General features: G+C 38.3%; 13 protein-coding genes and 1 pseudogene. 6 read left to right on the top strand and 8 right to left on the bottom strand.

Annotated elements, in window-relative coordinates; genetic code table 11:
* Positions 1-7: 7 nt before the first annotated feature.
* Together QT74_RS05930 and ispG are read right to left on the bottom strand one after the other, a co-directional pair.
* The gene (locus QT74_RS05930) at positions 8-1,213 is read right to left on the bottom strand and encodes a 2,3,4,5-tetrahydropyridine-2,6-carboxylate N-succinyltransferase (RefSeq protein ID WP_033765376.1); all 1,206 of its coding nucleotides are present in this window, start codon (positions 1,211-1,213) and stop codon (positions 8-10) included.
* Between the two features lie 2 nt (positions 1,214-1,215).
* Complete coding sequence (gene ispG / locus QT74_RS05925) at positions 1,216-2,295, bottom strand: flavodoxin-dependent (E)-4-hydroxy-3-methylbut-2-enyl-diphosphate synthase (RefSeq protein ID WP_000892473.1); 1,080 nt, start codon at positions 2,293-2,295, stop codon at positions 1,216-1,218.
* A gap of 153 nt (positions 2,296-2,448) precedes the next feature.
* On the opposite strand from ispG, the pseudogene QT74_RS05920 reads away from it, so the two are divergent.
* From QT74_RS05920 to QT74_RS05905, 4 genes and pseudogenes are all read left to right on the top strand, one after another.
* Positions 2,449-3,575 (top strand): annotated as a pseudogene (locus QT74_RS05920) (succinyldiaminopimelate transaminase).
* Positions 3,568-4,917: a UDP-N-acetylmuramate--L-alanine ligase gene (gene murC, locus QT74_RS05915; protein ID WP_033765374.1), complete on the top strand. Its 1,350-nt coding sequence runs from the start codon at positions 3,568-3,570 to the stop codon at positions 4,915-4,917. Before QT74_RS05920 ends, murC begins: the two are co-directional and overlap by 8 nt.
* Positions 4,917-5,279, top strand: coding sequence for a hypothetical protein (locus QT74_RS05910; protein ID WP_033765372.1), 363 nt, complete (start codon positions 4,917-4,919; stop codon positions 5,277-5,279). The genes murC and QT74_RS05910 overlap by 1 nt, the downstream gene beginning before the upstream one ends.
* A gap of 15 nt (positions 5,280-5,294) precedes the next feature.
* The gene (locus QT74_RS05905) at positions 5,295-7,535 is read left to right on the top strand and encodes an endonuclease MutS2 (RefSeq protein ID WP_033765370.1); all 2,241 of its coding nucleotides are present in this window, start codon (positions 5,295-5,297) and stop codon (positions 7,533-7,535) included.
* 153 nt (positions 7,536-7,688) lie between these two features.
* Here the strand turns inward: QT74_RS05905 and ppa are convergent, their stop codons facing one another.
* Genes ppa through QT74_RS05870 form a run of 6 tightly spaced genes read right to left on the bottom strand, consistent with a single transcriptional unit; the run spans position 7,689 to position 13,925 of the window.
* Complete coding sequence (gene ppa, locus QT74_RS05895) at positions 7,689-8,210, bottom strand: inorganic diphosphatase (RefSeq protein ID WP_033765368.1); 522 nt, start codon at positions 8,208-8,210, stop codon at positions 7,689-7,691.
* A gap of 59 nt (positions 8,211-8,269) precedes the next feature.
* Complete coding sequence (locus QT74_RS05890) at positions 8,270-9,556, bottom strand: glycosyltransferase family 25 protein (RefSeq protein ID WP_033765366.1); 1,287 nt, start codon at positions 9,554-9,556, stop codon at positions 8,270-8,272.
* Positions 9,557-9,604: 48 nt separating this feature from the next.
* The gene (locus tag QT74_RS05885) at positions 9,605-10,603 is read right to left on the bottom strand and encodes a glycosyltransferase family 25 protein (RefSeq protein WP_033765364.1); all 999 of its coding nucleotides are present in this window, start codon (positions 10,601-10,603) and stop codon (positions 9,605-9,607) included.
* Positions 10,604-10,623: 20 nt separating this feature from the next.
* Positions 10,624-11,199, bottom strand: a complete 576-nt coding sequence (locus tag QT74_RS05880) for an adenylate kinase (protein WP_033765362.1) — start codon at positions 11,197-11,199, stop codon at positions 10,624-10,626.
* Between the two features lie 16 nt (positions 11,200-11,215).
* Positions 11,216-12,949 (bottom strand): aspartate--tRNA ligase, encoded by a 1,734-nt coding sequence (gene aspS / locus QT74_RS05875; protein ID WP_033765359.1) that lies wholly within the window; start codon positions 12,947-12,949, stop codon positions 11,216-11,218.
* Between the two features lie 34 nt (positions 12,950-12,983).
* The gene (locus tag QT74_RS05870) at positions 12,984-13,925 is read right to left on the bottom strand and encodes a chemotaxis protein (protein ID WP_033765358.1); all 942 of its coding nucleotides are present in this window, start codon (positions 13,923-13,925) and stop codon (positions 12,984-12,986) included.
* A 77-nt stretch (positions 13,926-14,002) separates the two neighbouring features.
* Between QT74_RS05870 and ligA the strand changes: the two genes are divergently transcribed.
* Entirely contained in the window at positions 14,003-15,970 is a 1,968-nt protein-coding gene (gene ligA, locus QT74_RS05865; RefSeq protein ID WP_033765356.1) for an NAD-dependent DNA ligase LigA, read from the top strand.
* A gap of 125 nt (positions 15,971-16,095) precedes the next feature.
* Positions 16,096-16,428 (top strand): hypothetical protein, encoded by a 333-nt coding sequence (locus QT74_RS05860; RefSeq protein ID WP_000399920.1) that lies wholly within the window; start codon positions 16,096-16,098, stop codon positions 16,426-16,428.
* Positions 16,429-16,722 lie beyond the last annotated feature (294 nt).

The raw sequence follows: 16,722 nt of genomic DNA, 5'->3' as shown, positions 1-16,722 counted from the left end.
TTAATCCTTAATGCAGGTTTTGATTCAACTCAATTTTTTTCACGCTCCTAAAAGCAATCAACTTACCATTTTGGCTATTGGAACGAAAATGCACGCCATTTTTCCCTGAAAGCTCTTTGCCTTTATAAAGATTGTTGGCATGTTTTTCTAAATTATTATTCACTTCTAAAAGCTTTTTAAACTCATTTTCTTCAATTTCTATCACGCTCCCGGCTAATATCGCAACGCCTGCATCCACAATACAGCCATCGCCTAGACTGATACCGGTAACGCTATTAGCCCCTAGCAAACAATTTTTCCCGATGCTAATAGGGTTGTTATTCCCTCCGCTTAAAACGCCTAAAATACTCGCTCCCCCACCAATATCAGTGCCTGCTCCAACCACGACCGATGAAGAGATGCGCCCCTCATTCATGCACACGCCCATCGCTCCTGCATTAAAATTCACGTAACTAGCCCCAGGCATTTGAGTGTAACCTCCGGTCCCTAAATACGCCCCAAAGCGCGTTTTTGAGCTATCTAGTAAGCGGATATTATCAAACTCAGGGATCACTTGCATTAAATAGCGTGGGAATTTGTCTATAAAATCAATGTTAGGGAAATTGCCTCGCATTTTTAAAGCCACTTCGTTCATTCTGAGCCATTCTAATTCATAAGGCTTGTTACCGCTCCAAGCCGCATTAGAAAGCTGGTTAAAAATGCCCTCTAAATTCAAACTCCTCAAAGGGGCTTTACCTAAAGAGAGCGCTAGAAGTTTCATATACGTGCTTTCCACGCTCTCGCAAGGCTTGTCTTCATACAAGATCACCAAGCGATAAAGAGACTCCCCATCGCTATTCTTCAAACGATTTTCTTCTAAAGCCTTTAAAAGCTCTAAAACCACTTGAATGTTTCTATGAGCCATTTTATTGGAATAGGCTTCATTCAAAAAGGGCGTATAAAAATCCAGTGCTTTTAACACAAAACTTTCATCAATCTCAATAACGTGCTCGCTCGCGCTTTCTTTTAGGATTTTGTCTTTAGAAAGTGAATTGCAAAACACCGCATAAGAGCCTAGATTTTCCTCTTTCCAGTTCAAAACAGGGTAAGTGGCGCATAAAATCTTTTTGGAAATAGGGGCAATATCCACTCTGGCAATGCCAAAGCCTAAAGGCTCTTTATAGTGGTTAGATTGCTGGTAGTTGCTCACAAAATTTTTAAACTTATTGATCATGCCTAATCCTTTAAACTTTTTTCTCTTTCTTTAGCTAAATTTTCCACTTCTATCACAAAAGTTTCAAACAAATCCTTTTCAGCCAATTTGTGAATGACTTTACCCTCTTTAATGATCAAACCGCTGCGATTCCCAAAAGCGATCGCCATGTCTGCATGCTTGGCTTCACCTAAAGCGTTCACCACGCAACCCATCACGCTAATGTCTAAAGGGGTTTTAATGTGGCTTAGGCGTTTTTCTACCTTGCTCGCCATATCCACTAAATTGGCTTCAATCCTCCCGCAAGTGGGGCAAGAAATCCAATTAATCCCTTCTTTCAAACGCCCGCTATGGCGTAAAATCGCTCTGGCCACTTTGATTTCATTTTCTAATTCCCCTGTGATGGATACGCGCATCGTATCCCCAATGCCCTCCATTAAAAGCCCCCCTAAAGCCATGGCGGATTTGATACTGGAGCTAAAAAGATTCCCCGCCTCAGTAACCCCCAAATGGAAGGGATAGATCACAAGAGGGCGAAGCATCCTGTAAGCTTCTATGGTGCGCATCACATCGCTCGCTTTTAAAGAAATTTTAAAATTGGTAAAATCCAAATCTTCTAAAAGTTTGGCGTTATACAAAGCGCTTTCTACCATGCCTTTTGGAGTCGGCCCGTATTTTTGATCAAACTGCTTTTCTAAACTCCCGGCATTCACGCCAATTCTTATAGGAATGTTTTTTTCTTTACAAGCATCAACCACCGCTTTGATCTTGTCTTTAGAGCCGATGTTTCCGGGATTGATCCTGATCGCATCCACGCTTTGAGCGGCAATGAGAGCGAATTTATAATGGAAATGGATATCAGCGATTAAAGGCAAAGGAGACACTTTTTTCAATTCTTTTAAGGCTAGGGCGTCCTTTTCATTACTCACCGCCACCCTCACCAAATCAGCCCCAGCGAGTTTGAGTCTGTCAATTTGATTTTTAGTGCTTTCAATATCAGCGGTTTTGCTAAAGGTCATGCTTTGCGTGCTAATAGGAGCATCACCCCCTATGGCGACGCCACCGATAAAAATTTGCTTGGTCTTAACTCTATTTTCTAGCATTAAACCTCTTCATCAGTTAAATTCTTATGCGCTATTATACTCTTTTATGTGCTCTCTTTTATGCTCTCTTTCGCTCTTTTTTAACGCTTTCAATGATAAACGCTTAAATTTTAGGTAAGATTAACTATTCCATTTTAAGATTAAAGTAGCCCTATGACTTTTGAGCCTTATCCTTTTGAACGATTAAGAGCCTTGTTTAAAGAGATCACCCCTAAAAAAAGGGGCTAGATTTAGGCATCGGCGAGCCGCAATTTGAAACGCCTAAATTCATTCAAGACGCTCTCAAACAGCATGCTCATTCGCTCAATATCTACCCTAAAAGCGCGTTTGAAGAGGGTTTGAGAGAGGCTCAAAGAGGTTTTTTTAAACGCCGTTTCAAGATAGAATTGAAAGAAAACGAATTAGTTTCCACGCTAGGATCTAGGGAAGTGTTGTTCAATTTCCCTAGTTTTGTTTTATTTGATTATCAAAACCCCACCATCGCCTACCCTAACCCCTTTTATCAAATCTATGAAGGATCAGCCCAATTCGCTAGAGCTAAAAGCCTTTTAATGCCCTTAACTAAAGAAAATGATTTCACGCCAAGCTTGAATGAAAAAGAGTTGCAAGAAGTGGATTTAGTGATCTTAAATTCCCCTAACAACCCCACCGGAAGAACCCTTTCTTTAGAAGAGCTGATTATTTGGGTCAAACTCGCTTTAAAACATGATTTTATTTTAATTAATGATGAATGCTATAGTGAAATTTATGAAAATACGCCTCCCCCTTCGCTTTTAGAAGCTTGCATGCTGGTTGGTAATGGAGCGTTTAAAAATGTTTTGGTGATCCATTCGCTCTCCAAACGCTCTAGCGCTCCAGGGCTAAGGAGTGGTTTTATCGCTGGGGACAGCAGCCTTTTAGAAAAATACAAAGCGTTTCGCACCTATTTAGGCTATACGAGCGCTAATGCGATCCAAAAGGCTAGTGAAATCGCTTGGCTAGATGATGAACATGCAGAATTTTTCCGCAATATTTATGCGAATAATTTGAAATTGGCGCGAAAAATCTTTAAAAATACGCTCATTTATCCTTATAGTTTTTATGCGTATCTGCCCGTTCAAAACGGCGAAAATTTTGCCAAAACGCTTTATCAAAACGAAGGCATTATTACTTTACCGGCTTTGTATTTAGGGCGTAATCGTATCGGCGCTGACTGCGTGCGTTTAGCCCTTGTCTATGACACCCCCCTTTTAGAAAAGCCTTTAGAAATCATTGAAACTTACCGAGAAAATCATGCTTGAAACCCCAAAAGTTTTACTCAAAAACCTGCAAGATTGCAAGATCCATTTTATCGGTATAGGGGGGATTGGCATTTCAGGCTTAGCCAAATACCTTAAAGCGCAAGGGGCTACAATCAGCGGCTCTGATATTGCCATAAGCCCTAGCGTCAAGTATTTGAAAGCTTTAGGCGTAGAAATTAATATCCCGCATGATCCAAAGGCGATTAAAGATCAAGATGTCATTATCCATTCAGCCATTATTAAAGAAGACAATACCGAAATACAAAGGGCTAATGAATTAGAAATCCCTATTTTGTCTCGCAAAGACGCTTTGTATTCTATCCTTAAAGACAAGCGCGTTTTTAGCGTGTGTGGGGCTCATGGAAAGAGCAGTATCACGGCCATGTTGAGTGCGATTTGCCCCGCTTTTGGAGCGATTATTGGGGCGCATTCTAAAGAGTTTGATTCCAATGTGCGAGAGAGTGCGAATGCTAGCTTGGTTTTTGAAGCGGATGAAAGCGATTCAAGTTTTTTATTTTCCAACCCTTATGCTGCGATTGTGCCTAACACCGAGCCAGAACATTTGGAACATTATGATCACGATTTAGAGCGTTTTTTCTTTGCTTATGAATATTTTTTAGACCATGCTCAAAAAAGAGTGATCTATAAGGAAGATCCTTTTTTAAAAAACTATTCTAAAGACGCCATTGTTTTAGAAAAAAAAGACATTTATAATATCCAATACATTTTAAAAGACGGCGAGCCTTACACTTCATTTGAATTGAAAGACTTGGGGGCTTTTTTGGTGTGGGGGTTAGGCGAACATAACGCTACGAATGCGAGTTTGGCCATTTTAAGCGCTTTAGATGAATTAAGTTTAGAAGAAATTAGAAATAATTTATTGAATTTCAAAGGCATTAAAAAACGCTTTGATATTTTGCAAAAAAACGCACTCATCCTCATTGATGATTACGCCCACCACCCCACTGAAATCAGCGCCACTTTAAAAAGCGCTAGGATTTATGCTAACTTATTGAACACGCAAGAAAAGATTATTGTGATCTGGCAAGCGCACAAATACTCCCGCTTAATGGACAATTTAGAAGAGTTTAAAAAATGTTTTTTAGAGCATTGCGACAGATTGATCATTTTACCCGTTTATAGCGCGAGTGAAGTCAAAAGAGACATTGATTTGAAAGCCCATTTTAAGCATTATAACCCCACCTTTATAGACAGGGTGCGTAAAAAAGGGGATTTTTTAGAGCTCTTAGTCAATGATAATGTGGTAGAAACGATTGAAAAAGGCTTTGTGATAGGTTTTGGAGCGGGGGATATTACCTATCAATTGAGAGGCGAAATATAATGGGTGCAGCGGTTGTTTTATTTTTAACGCTGGTTTTATTGTTTTTAGTTTTAAGGGATTTTGGTTTAGTTAGCCCCAAACAAAAGATTTTAGCTTTTTTAATCGTAGGGATTATAGGAGCGAGCATCAGCGTTTATACTTATCAACAAAACCAACAAAACCAACAAGAAATCGCTTTGCAAAGAGCGTTTTTAAGGGGGGAAACCTTGTTGTGTAAAGGCATTAAAGTGAATAACCAAACCTTTAATTTAGTGAGCGGGACTTTGAGCTTTTTAGGCAAAAAACAAACCCCCATGAAAGATGTTCTCGTGGATTTAGACTCTTGTCAAACGCTTCAAAAAGATCCCTTAATCCAACCCTAATGATGAATAATAACAATGAATAATACTCCGCCAAAACCCCTAGAAGAAAGCCTGGATTTAAAAGAGTTTATCGCTCTTTTTAAAACCTTTTTTGCAAAAGAAAGAGGTTCTATTGCTTTAGAAAACGATCTTAAACAGGCTTTCACTTACTTGAATGAAGTGGATGCAATCGGTTTGATCGCCCCTAAAAGCGTGAAAGAAAGCGATCTTATTCTTATCAAGCTCACCAAATTAGGAACGCTCCATTTAGATGAAATTTATGAGATTGTCAAACGATTGCACTACATTGTCATTTTGCAAAACGCTTTTAAAAATTTCACGCATTTAAAATTTTATGAACGCCTTAATGCTATTGTGTTGCCTTTATTTTTTAAGGATTTAATCCCTTTATTTGATGATGAAGGGAAAATCAAACAAGGGGCTAACGCCACCCTAGACGCTTTAAATGAGAGTTTGAGCCGCCTCAAAAAAGAGGGCGCTAAAATCATTCGTAATTACGCGCATTCTAAAGAGCTTGCCCCTTATTTAGTGGATACTCAAAGCCATTTTAAGCATGGCTATGAATGCCTTTTGTTAAAAAGCGGGTTCTCTAGCGCGATTAAAGGCGTTGTGCTAGAAAGGAGCGCTAATGGCTATTTTTATCTTTTGCCAGAAAGTGCGCAAAAAATCGCGCAAAAAATCGTGCAAATTGACAATGAAATAGATTGCTGTATTAGTGAAATGTGTCAAACTTTAAGCCATAGCTTGCAAAAACACCTTTTATTTTTAAAATTCCTTTTCAAAGAATTTGACTTTTTAGACAGCTTGCAAGCACGGCTCAATTTCGCTAAAGCCTACAATTTAGAATTTGTCATGCCAAGTTTTACGCAAAAAAAAATGGTTTTAGAAAACTTTTCGCACCCCATTTTAAAAGATCCAAAGCCTTTAAATTTGAAGTTTGAAAAATCCATGCTCGCTGTTACTGGCGTGAATGCGGGCGGGAAAACCATGCTCTTAAAATCGCTTTTAAGCGCGGCTTTTTTAAGCAAGCACCTCATTCCTATGAAAATCAATGCTCATCATTCGGTTATCCCTTATTTCAAAGAAATCCACGCCATTATCAACGACCCCCAAAACAGCGCGAACAATATCTCTACTTTTGCAGGCAGAATGAAGCAATTTAGCGCTCTTTTATCCAAAGAAAACATGCTTTTAGGCGTTGATGAAATTGAGTTAGGGACTGACGCTGATGAAGCGAGCAGTTTGTATAAAACCTTGTTAGAGAAATTGCTCAAACAAAACAATCAAATCATTATCACCACACACCACAAACGCTTAAGCGTGTTAATGGCAGAAAACCAAGAAGTGGAATTACTAGCCGCTCTTTATGATGAAGAAAAAGAACGGCCCACTTACACTTTTTTAAAAGGCGTTGTTGGCAAAAGTTATGCGTTTGAAACCGCTTTGCGTTATGGCGTGCCACGGTTTTTGATTGAAAAAGCGAAAGCGTTTTATGGCGAAGATAAGGAAAAATTGAATGTTTTGATTGAAAATTCCAGCGCGCTAGAAAGGGAATTGAAACAAAAAAATGAGCGTTTAGAGAACGCTTTAAAAGAACAAGAAGAGTTAAAAAACGCATGGCTTTTGGAAACAGAAAAACAAAAAGAAATCTTTCACAATAAAAAATTGGAATTGGAAAAATCCTACCAACAAGCCTTGAATGCGCTAAAAAGCGAAGTCGCTTCAAAAGACACCAGCTCTATGCATAAAGAAATCCATAAAGCGAGCGAGATTTTAAACAAACATAAAAATAGCCATGAAACCCCACAAACCACAACAAGCTTTCAGGCTAACGAAAAGGCGCGTTATAAAAATGAAAGCGTGCTGATCGCTCAGATTTTGGATAAGGGCTATTATTTGATAGAAACCGAGCTTGGCATGCGTTTGAAAGTGCATGGGAGTTTGTTGAAAAAAATCCAAAAACCCCCTAAAAACAAATTCAAACCCCCTAAAACCATCATTCCTAAACCTAAAGAAGCGAGCTTGTGCCTTGATTTGAGAGGGCAACGCAGCGAAGAAGCTTTGGATCTATTAGACGCTTTTTTAAACAACGCGCTTTTAGGAGGCTTTGAAGAAGTGCTGATTTGTCATGGCAAAGGGAGCGGGATTTTGGAAAAGTTTGTGAAAGAATTTTTAAAAAACCACCCTAAAGTGGCAAGCTTTAGCGACGCTCCTATTAATTTAGGCGGTAGTGGGGTTAAAATCGTTAAATTGTAGGTTTTGGTGTTGTTTTTCTTGGAATTGATGCAAAAACCCGCTTTAAATTACCCTAAAGCAATTTTATACCAACGCTCAATGAGAATAAAGCCTTTTAAAAGAGCGTTAAAAAGGGCTTTATGGCTTCATTTTAAGCCAAACCCTTTAAAATCTTTAGCCTTGATAGGCTTTTATGGCTTTTTCTAAAACCTTAATCGCGCTCTCTTTGTTTTCAAACCCCTTGACTTTCACCCATTTGTTAGGCTCTAAATCCTTGTAAGTTTCAAAAAAATGTTTGATTTTATCTAAAGTGTGTTTGGATAAATCATCAATATCTTTGACATAGGAATGCGTGGGATCAACCTTATCCACCGGCAGAGCGATTAGTTTTTCATCCATCCCGCTTTCATCTTCCATGTTCAAAACCCCAATCAAGCGCGCTTTCACCACGCTCCCGGCTTGGAAAGCCACATCGCTTAAAACCAGCACATCTACAGGATCGCCATCAGCCCCCAAAGTGCTAGGCACAAAGCCATAATTTGCAGGGTAATTTTGCGCCCCATAAAGCACCCTATCCACCATTAAAGCCCCGCTGTCTTTATCCAATTCATACTTGATATTAGAATGCTTGGATATTTCAATCACCACGAGCAAAGCGTTAGCGTCATGGCTTACTTCCAGTTTGTCTAAATTCATTGCAATCTCCTTTAAATAAGTTAGTAAAAAGACTTATTCTAGCATAAAGCCCGTTCTTTTTAAACCTCTTTAGGGGTTTTTAAAGGAGCGTATTGTTTGGTGTATTTGTAAAACGCTTTTAAACATTTCCTTGCATTAAACTTATGATAAAAAAGGTTATCATAATAAGATTTTTTAGGGGGTTTTAATGAAAAGTCAATCTTTTTCACATTTTGAATGGTACTAACATAACAATGCTTGCTTAAAGAAACAGGGCAAGGCAAATAGGTGAAATTCGCAATATCATGGTAAGTTGGGTTGTTCATAAACATATCCACCGGCTCTATAATTTTAAAACGCTCCGTGGCTTCTATAAAAGTTTTAGCGCCTTTAGGCGTGAGATAGTAGCCTGCCGTAGTGGCCACATACACGCTGGTGAGGTAGAAATGCTCTAAAAACAAGGCTTCTTTTTCACTATCAGCACGAGATTCCCAAAAGGTCTCTTTAATGTTTGTTTCTTTTGCCAATAAGGATTCGTATTTTTTGGTGAGATCATCGTATTTTTCCGCAATATTCTTATTGAGATCATCGTATTTTCCTGTGAGATCATCGTATTTTACTGCAATATTCTTATTGAGTTCATCGTATTTTGCTACGATACTCCTATACACTTCTGTCCGGACTAAAATACTTCCAATGAAGCGGTTGAGTTTTCTTTTAATTTTTCTAAAAACCCTTTTATTAAAAGATATTTTTGGGGGTGCTATGCAAGGATCAGATGATTCTTGTTGCGTTTCAATAATAGGGTCTTGTTGTGTGTGTGTGGAAGTAGGGGGGGGGGGGGGGGTAACTTCATTATTTTCAATGGGCGTTTCTTCAATAGGTGTTTCAGTATTCTTAACCTCTTCGATCTCTTCAGTATATACAGGCAATGCACACAAATTGGTTTTATGGCCTCCCCAATAATGCCCATAGAGTCTCACAAAATCAAAAGGGCTTTTTAAACAATCTTCTAAGGCTTGAATGAAGTTAGATTCTAGCGTTACATCATCTTCTAAAATAATGACCGGTTGGTTTAATTTGACGCATTCTTTCCATAAAAAATAATGGCTCAAATAGCACCCAAATTCCTGGGGTAATAATTCCTTATAACAATAATCAGAATGGAACCAATCAGATTTTAACAAACTCGGGGCGTCATAAAACTCTTTAAGTAATTTTTCAAAATCCTGGTGTTTAGGGCTAATGGCATCAAAGATTTGAAAAACACAACGGCCTTTAAATTTTTCATTGGACTCTAAAACGAGTTTTTCAGTGTCTAAACGCCTTTTACTTTCTTTTAAAGAAATGATATAAACTTGTGTCAAATAAACTCCTAAATATTTGCATTGATTCTAGCATAAAGCCCGTTCTTTTTAAACTTCTTTAGGGGTTTTTAAAGGAGCGTATTGTTTGCTGTATTGATTAAAGGCTTTTAAGCGTTTTTTAGCGTTAAGGCTATAGTAGAAAAGATTTTTAAAAATTGATTTTTTAGGCGGAAGCGGGTAGGATTTCAAACTCTCTTTTTTAGGCTTTTGGATTGTGCTGTCTAAAGAATGCTCATTCAAAGAAACAGGGCAAGGCACATAAGTCAGATTCATCACATCATGATAAGAAGAATTATCCATAAACATATCCACCGGCTCTATGATTTTAAAACGCTCCGTTGCTTCTGTAAAAGTTTTAGCGCTTTTAGGGGTTAAGTAATAGCCGGCTGTGGAAGCCACATACACGCTAGTGAGGTAGAAATGCTCTAAAAAAAAGGCTTCTTTTTCATGCGTTTCGTAATACTTTTTTTGTATTTTTTTTAGGATATAGTGCATAACTTTATGAGTAGAAAGATTTAAAAATCTAGAAACATTAAAAAATTTTTTAAATTTTCCTAAAAAAAAGCGGCTTTTTGAAGAATCATCACAAGGAGCGAAGACAAACTCTTTAGGTAAAACATGGAATTTTGTCTCGTGGTAATACCAATAACACCCATAAAACCTGACAAAATCAAAAGGGCTTTTCAAACAATCTTCTAAGGCTTGAATAAAGTTAGACTCTAGTGTTACATCATCTTCTAAAATAACGACCGGTTGGTTTAATTTGACGCATTCTTTCCATAAAAGATAATGGCTCAAATAGCACCCTAATTCAGGCAAAGTCAAACCAGCGCCCACATAAGAATGATACCAATCAGATTGCAATAAACTCGGGGCGCCATAAAGCTCTTGAATAAGTTTTTCAAAATCCTGGTGTTTAGGGCTAATGGCATCAAAGATTTGAAAAACACAACGGCCTTTAAATTTTTCATTAGACTCTAAAACGAGTTTTTCAGTGTCTAAACGCCTTTTACTTTCTTTTAAAGAAATGATATAGACAGAAATCACAGCTCATTCTTTAGTCGCATTTAATTCCTAAAAGACAAAATATACTCTTGCATTTCATGCACGATTTCTTCAATGCTTCTTTCGCCATTAATGATTTTATGCAAACGTTTAGCCTTGTAGAAATTTTGGATTTCAACCAACGGATCTAAAAACACCCGCATGCGGTTATGAAACACCCTTTCATTATCATCAGCCCCCCTAGAGCGCCCTAAAACCCTTTCTTTAGCGGTTTTTTCACTCACTTCTACTTCAATCACGCTTTTTAAAACCACTTCATTTTGAGCGTTCAATTCCTTGTCTAAAGCTTGCATTTGCTCCACGCTTCTAGGATAGCCATCAATTAAAATGACCCCTTTTTCAGAGCTTTTAATCGCTGAAAGGATTGTTTCTACCACAATTTCTAAAGGCACTAATTCGCCTTGAGAGGTGAATTTCTCAATCAATAAGCCCCGATCGGTCTTTTTAGCGCTCTCAGCTCTCAATAAATCCCCAGTTGAAAAATGAGCGATTGTTGCACTGTTGTTTTTAGCGATCCATTCTGCATCCGTGGTTTTACCACTCCCTGGGGCTCCAATAATCAAAAATAGTTGTTTCACATCATATCCTTTAAACTTATTTTCTTAAGCGAATGTGCAATTCTCTTAGTTGCTCTTCGCTAATGGGGCTAGGAGCGTCAGTCAATAAACATGAAGCTTTTTGCGTTTTAGGGAAAGCGATCACATCTCTAATGCTATGAGATTGAGTCATTAGCATGATTAATCTGTCAAAACCTATCGCAAAGCCCCCATGAGGAGGAGCGCCAAATTTTAGCGCTTCTAGTAAAAAGCCAAATTTCTTTTGCGCTTCATCTTCATCAATATTGATCCTTTCAAAGACTTTTTTTTGCATGTCTTCTTTATGAATCCTAATGCTCCCCCCACCAAGCTCCACGCCATTAAGCACCACATCATACGCATACGCTTCAATTTCTTCTATGTTTTCGCATTCTATGTTTTTAGGCATCGTAAAGGGGTGGTGTGCAGCGTGATAGCCGTTTTCGGTTTTTTCAAACATGGGGAAATTGACTACCCATAAGAAATTCAAGGCATTTTTATCAATCAGATCAAGCATTTCAGCCACCTTTAAGCGCAAGCGCCCCATGTAATCTAACACGATTTTTTTATCCCCCGCACCAAAAAAGACAATATCCCCTACTTGCGCGTTAGTCCTTTCTAAAATATTCTTAAGCCCCTTTTCGCTTAAAAATTTAACTAAAGGCCCTTTAATTTCATCTTCTTTAATCTGCAAATACGCCAAGCCTTGAGCCCCAAACTGGCGCACAAATTCTTCTAATTCCTTTAAAACGCTACGGCTAAAAGTTGCATCAGCCCCCTTGACATTTAAAGCTTTGATGCGTTTGTTTTTAGAATCTTGTGCGATATTAGAAAAAATAGCGTTGGAGCTGTCCATAAAACAATCCCCCACTTCTATTAAAGGCAATCCAAAGCGTAAATCCGGCTTATCGCTCCCGTAATTTTCCATCGCTTCCTTATAAGGCATGCGTTTAAAAGGTGTAGGGATAGTATGCCCAATCGCTTTAAAAACCTCTTGCAACAAATCTTCTACCACGCCCATCACATCATTTTCATCGCAAAAACTCATTTCTGCATCAATTTGCGTGAATTCTGGCTGCCTGTCCGCTCTCAAATCTTCATCTCTAAAGCAACGAGCGATTTGAAAATACCTGTCCATCCCCCCCACCATTAAAAGCTGTTTGAATAATTGCGGGCTTTGAGGAAGGGCAAAAAATTCGCCCTCATGCACCCTGCTTGGCACTAAATAATCCCTAGCCCCCTCAGGCGTGGTTTTAGACAAAATGGGGGTTTCAATCTCTAAAAAGCCTTTTTGAGCTAGAGTGTTACGAGCAATTAAAGCCACTTCGCTGCGCAATTTAAAGATTTCATAAGCGCTCAAAGAGCGTAAATCCAAATAGCGGTATTTCAAGCGCAAATCTTCATTCACATTTTTATTACCAATTTCAATTGGCGGGGTAGCGCTTTTATTTTCAATGACTAATTCTTCTAAAACGATTTCAATTTTTCCGGTCTTTAGTTTGGGGTTTTCTAACCCAGCGCCTCTCAAACGCACTCTTCCTTTAGCCACTAGCACAAATTCACTCCTGACTTCTAAAGCCTTTTCATAAGCCTTAGAGCTAGGATCACAGACGAGTTGCACCAAACCGCTTTTATCCCTTAAATCAATAAAAACCACGCCTCCATGGTCTCTATAAGTGTTACACCACCCGGCCACTTTGATGATTTTACCCACATCTTTTTCACTAATTTCTGTGCAAAAATGACTTCGCATGTTTTATCCCTTTAAATTAAAACAAAAATTAAATTTATGAAAGCGTTTTTCTAAGCATTTCATGGATTTCAAGAATGTTAGATTTTACCACAAAACCATCCGCTTCTAAAGATTGGGCTAATTGGCGGTTAGAATCGCTGCTCATGGACGAATTGATAATCACAGGAAGATGCTCAGTTCTATGATCAGCTTTAATGGTTTTTAGCACTTCAAACCCTGAAATAACAGGCATTTCTAAATCCGTAATGACCACGCCGACTTGTTGGTAATGTTCTTTTTCATACAAATAATCCAACAATTCTCTCCCGTTTGGAAAGGCTAAATAACGCAATTCTAAAGTTTGAACGATTTTTTCTAGGGTTTTAAGAGCGCTTAGAGAGTCTTCAGCGATTAAAATGAGTTTTTGGCTTTGAATGGCTTCTATGCAACGCAAAGTCAAATCGTCTAAATCTTTCAAGCTAGGGAAAACATCGCTAATCATCTTTTCCACATCTAAGATCTGCACCACTCGTTCTTCATCAAAACGAGTGATAGCGCTAAGCTTACCCTCTTCATTAATGCCTTGTTTGTCCCCGGCGTTAATCTCAGTCCAATTTTTATGAATGATCCTTTCAATTTTTAAAACTTTTAGAGCGATGGAATGGTTAGAAAAATGGCACACGATCACTAAATTATGGTCATCTTTAACGCTGCATTCTGTTAAATTGCGGCTCGGATCATTAGCGTTATAATGCAACCACCTTTTCACATCCACCAAAGGAATGGATTCACCCCTAACGCTAAGAAACCCGAGCATCACGCCATCGCTCCCCCCAAGAATCTCTGTAACCTCCCCGTCATAATGGATAATTTCTCGGATCTTAAAAATATTCATGCCATAAAGTTGGGCGTCTTTTTCTGCATCTAATCTAAAGCACAGAAATTGCGCTTCGTTGTTTAAGTGCAACGAAGTCGTTTTGTCAATATCTCTTACCACCTATTTTCCCCTAAAGCCCTATCAAAGATTAAATGTTATAATACTACCCTAATTTAGTTTAAAAGGTTTTTACAAAAATGATAAAAAGCCAAAAAGAATATTTAGAAAGAATTGAATACTTAAACACCCTATCGCACCATTATTACAACCTTGATGAGTCAATCGTAAGCGATGCGATCTATGATGAACTTTACCAAGAATTAAAAGCTTATGAAGAAAAAAACCCTAATAGCATTCAAGCCAATTCCCCTACCCAAAAAGTGGGGGCCACTGCCACCAATTCGTTCAATAAAAACCCCCATTTAATGCGGATGTGGAGCTTAGATGATGTGTTCAATCAAAGTGAATTGCAAGCGTGGTTGCAACGCATTTTAAAAGTTTATCCTAACGCTTCGTTCGTGTGCTCGCCCAAACTTGATGGGGTTTCGCTCAATCTTTTGTATCAACATGGCAAGCTAGTGAAGGCAACCACTAGGGGTAATGGCTTAGAAGGAGAGCTTGTTACCCACAACGCCAAACACATCGCTAATATCCCCCATTCTATCGCTTATAATGGAGAAATAGAAATCAGGGGCGAAGTGATCATTTCTAAAGAGGATTTTGACGCTTTAAACAAAGAGCGCTTAAACGCTAATGAATCTCTATTCGCTAACCCTAGAAATGCCGCATCAGGGAGTTTGAGGCAACTTGATAGTGAAATCACTAAAAAGCGTAAATTGCAATTCATTCCTTGGGGCGTGGGCAAACATTCTTTAAATTTTTTAAGCTTTAAGGAATGTTTGGATTTTATTGTTTCGTTAGGGTTTAGCGCTATTCAATACTTAAGCCTAAACAAAAACCACCAAGAAATAGAAGAAAATTACCACACCCTAATTAGAGAAAGAGAGGGCTTTTTCGCCCTTTTAGACGGCATGGTGATCGTTGTGAATGAATTGAATACCCAAAAGGAGTTAGGTTACACGCAAAAATCCCCTAAATTCGCTTGCGCTTATAAATTCCCGGCTCTAGAAAAACACACCAAAATCATAGGAGTCATCAACCAAGTGGGGCGCAGCGGGGCGATAACCCCGGTCGCTCTTTTAGAGCCTGTGGAAATTGCTGGGGCTATGATTACCAAAGCAACCTTGCACAATTATTCTGAAATTGAAAAAAAGAATATCATGCTCAACGATAGGGTCGTCGTCATTAGAAGCGGCGATGTGATCCCTAAAATCATCAAGCCTTTAGAATCTTACAGAGATGGCTCGCAACAAAAAATCATGCGCCCCAAAGTTTGCCCTATATGCTCGCATGAACTCTTATGCGAAGAGATTTTTACTTATTGCCAAAACCTTAATTGCCCGGCGAGATTGAAAGAAAGCTTGATTCATTTCGCTTCTAAAGACGCTTTAAACATTCAAGGCTTAGGCGATAAAGTCATAGAGCAGCTTTTTGAAGAAAAACTCATTGTTAACGCCCTGGATTTGTATGCTTTAAAATTAGAAGATTTAATGCAATTAGACAAATTCAAAATCAAAAAAGCTCAAAATTTATTAGACGCTATTCAAAAGAGCAAAAACCCCCCTTTATGGCGTTTGATCAACGCTTTAGGGATTGAACATATCGGTAAGGGAGCGAGTAAAACGTTGGCCAAATACGGCTTAAATGTGTTAGAAAAAAGCGAAGCTGAGTTTTTAGAAATGGAGGGCTTTGGGGTGGAAATGGCGCGTTCTTTAGTCAATTTTTATGCGAGCAATCAAGAGTTTATCCAATCGTTATTTGATTTATTAAACCCTAAAAATAGCGATATTAAAGAAAAGCAGGAAAGCTCTTCCGTTTTCAGTGATAAAACGATTGTTTTAACCGGCACGCTTTCTAAACCACGGCAAGAATACGCTCAAATGTTAGAAAATTTAGGGGCAAAAATTTCTTCAAGCGTGAGCGCTAAAACCGATTTTTTAATCGCTGGAGAAAACCCCGGCTCAAAACTCGCTCTAGCAAAAAAACATGGCGTGAGCGTTTTGAATGAAGAAGAATTGTTAAAGCACCTTAAGGAATTGGATTAAAATTAAAATCAAATATCCAGTTAAATTCTAAAGAAAAATTCCAATTTTCATTCTTAATGAATTTACTCACAAAATCCTATTTTATAGTAGAATGCGAAAAATAAAGATATTTTAAAGGAACAATAATGGAACACCATAAAGCACACACAACCATTCAGGCTTTACAAGCCAAACGCAAAAGGTTGCTAACCGAATTAGCCGAGCTAGAAGCAGAAATAAAAGTGAGCAGCGAACGAAGGAGCAGTTTTAACATTTCGCTTTCGCCGAGTTTGTTAGCTGAAATAGAAGAGATAGAATATGAAGAAAAAACAAGTAAAGAGCGAAGAATCAATCACAGCGTTTTACTTTCGCCCAGTTTTATGGCTAAAGTGGATGAATACATGAAAGAGAAAGGTTTTCCTAATCGCTCGCTCCTCTTTGAAAAAGCGTTGGAATTTTATATGTTAAAACACCCATAAACCAGTAACGGACAAAAAACGAGAGGGTATTTAGGGTTTTGAGAATGGAAAATCAAAAGCCCCATTTCTCTTTTAGGGTCTTTCTTATTTAAAGCCGTGGCTTTGTCTATTTTTGAGAGTTTGGAATGCTTTTTAAAATCGTTTCACTCGTTTGAATCGTATCTATCAGTAACGCTTTTGGCTCGTTTTAACAAAGATCAGTTAACTTTTTAGTAACACTACGCTAAATAAAACCATCATTTGAATATAATAACCCTAAATAGGATTTTAAATCATTTCTAATAAGGGGATTTT

The sequence above is a fragment of the Helicobacter pylori SA213A genome (assembly GCF_000476275.1).
Classification (GTDB): domain Bacteria; phylum Campylobacterota; class Campylobacteria; order Campylobacterales; family Helicobacteraceae; genus Helicobacter; species Helicobacter pylori_CL.
The sequence above is the reverse complement of the archived record's forward strand: the minus strand, read 5'-3'. Positions and strand labels throughout refer to the sequence as shown.

What these genes read in the sequence shown, in the direction of transcription:
- QT74_RS05930 (WP_033765376.1), bottom strand. Translation starts at nt 1,213, where the DNA reads ATGATCAATAAGTTTAAAAATTTTGTGAGCAACTACCAGCAATCTAAC.
- ispG (WP_000892473.1), bottom strand. Translation starts at nt 2,295, where the DNA reads ATGCTAGAAAATAGAGTTAAGACCAAGCAAATTTTTATCGGTGGCGTC.
- murC (WP_033765374.1), top strand. Translation starts at nt 3,568, where the DNA reads ATGCTTGAAACCCCAAAAGTTTTACTCAAAAACCTGCAAGATTGCAAG.
- QT74_RS05910 (WP_033765372.1), top strand. Translation starts at nt 4,917, where the DNA reads ATGGGTGCAGCGGTTGTTTTATTTTTAACGCTGGTTTTATTGTTTTTA.
- QT74_RS05905 (WP_033765370.1), top strand. Translation starts at nt 5,295, where the DNA reads ATGAATAATACTCCGCCAAAACCCCTAGAAGAAAGCCTGGATTTAAAA.
- ppa (WP_033765368.1), bottom strand. Translation starts at nt 8,210, where the DNA reads ATGAATTTAGACAAACTGGAAGTAAGCCATGACGCTAACGCTTTGCTC.
- aspS (WP_033765359.1), bottom strand. Translation starts at nt 12,949, where the DNA reads ATGCGAAGTCATTTTTGCACAGAAATTAGTGAAAAAGATGTGGGTAAA.
- ligA (WP_033765356.1), top strand. Translation starts at nt 14,003, where the DNA reads ATGATAAAAAGCCAAAAAGAATATTTAGAAAGAATTGAATACTTAAAC.
- QT74_RS05860 (WP_000399920.1), top strand. Translation starts at nt 16,096, where the DNA reads ATGGAACACCATAAAGCACACACAACCATTCAGGCTTTACAAGCCAAA.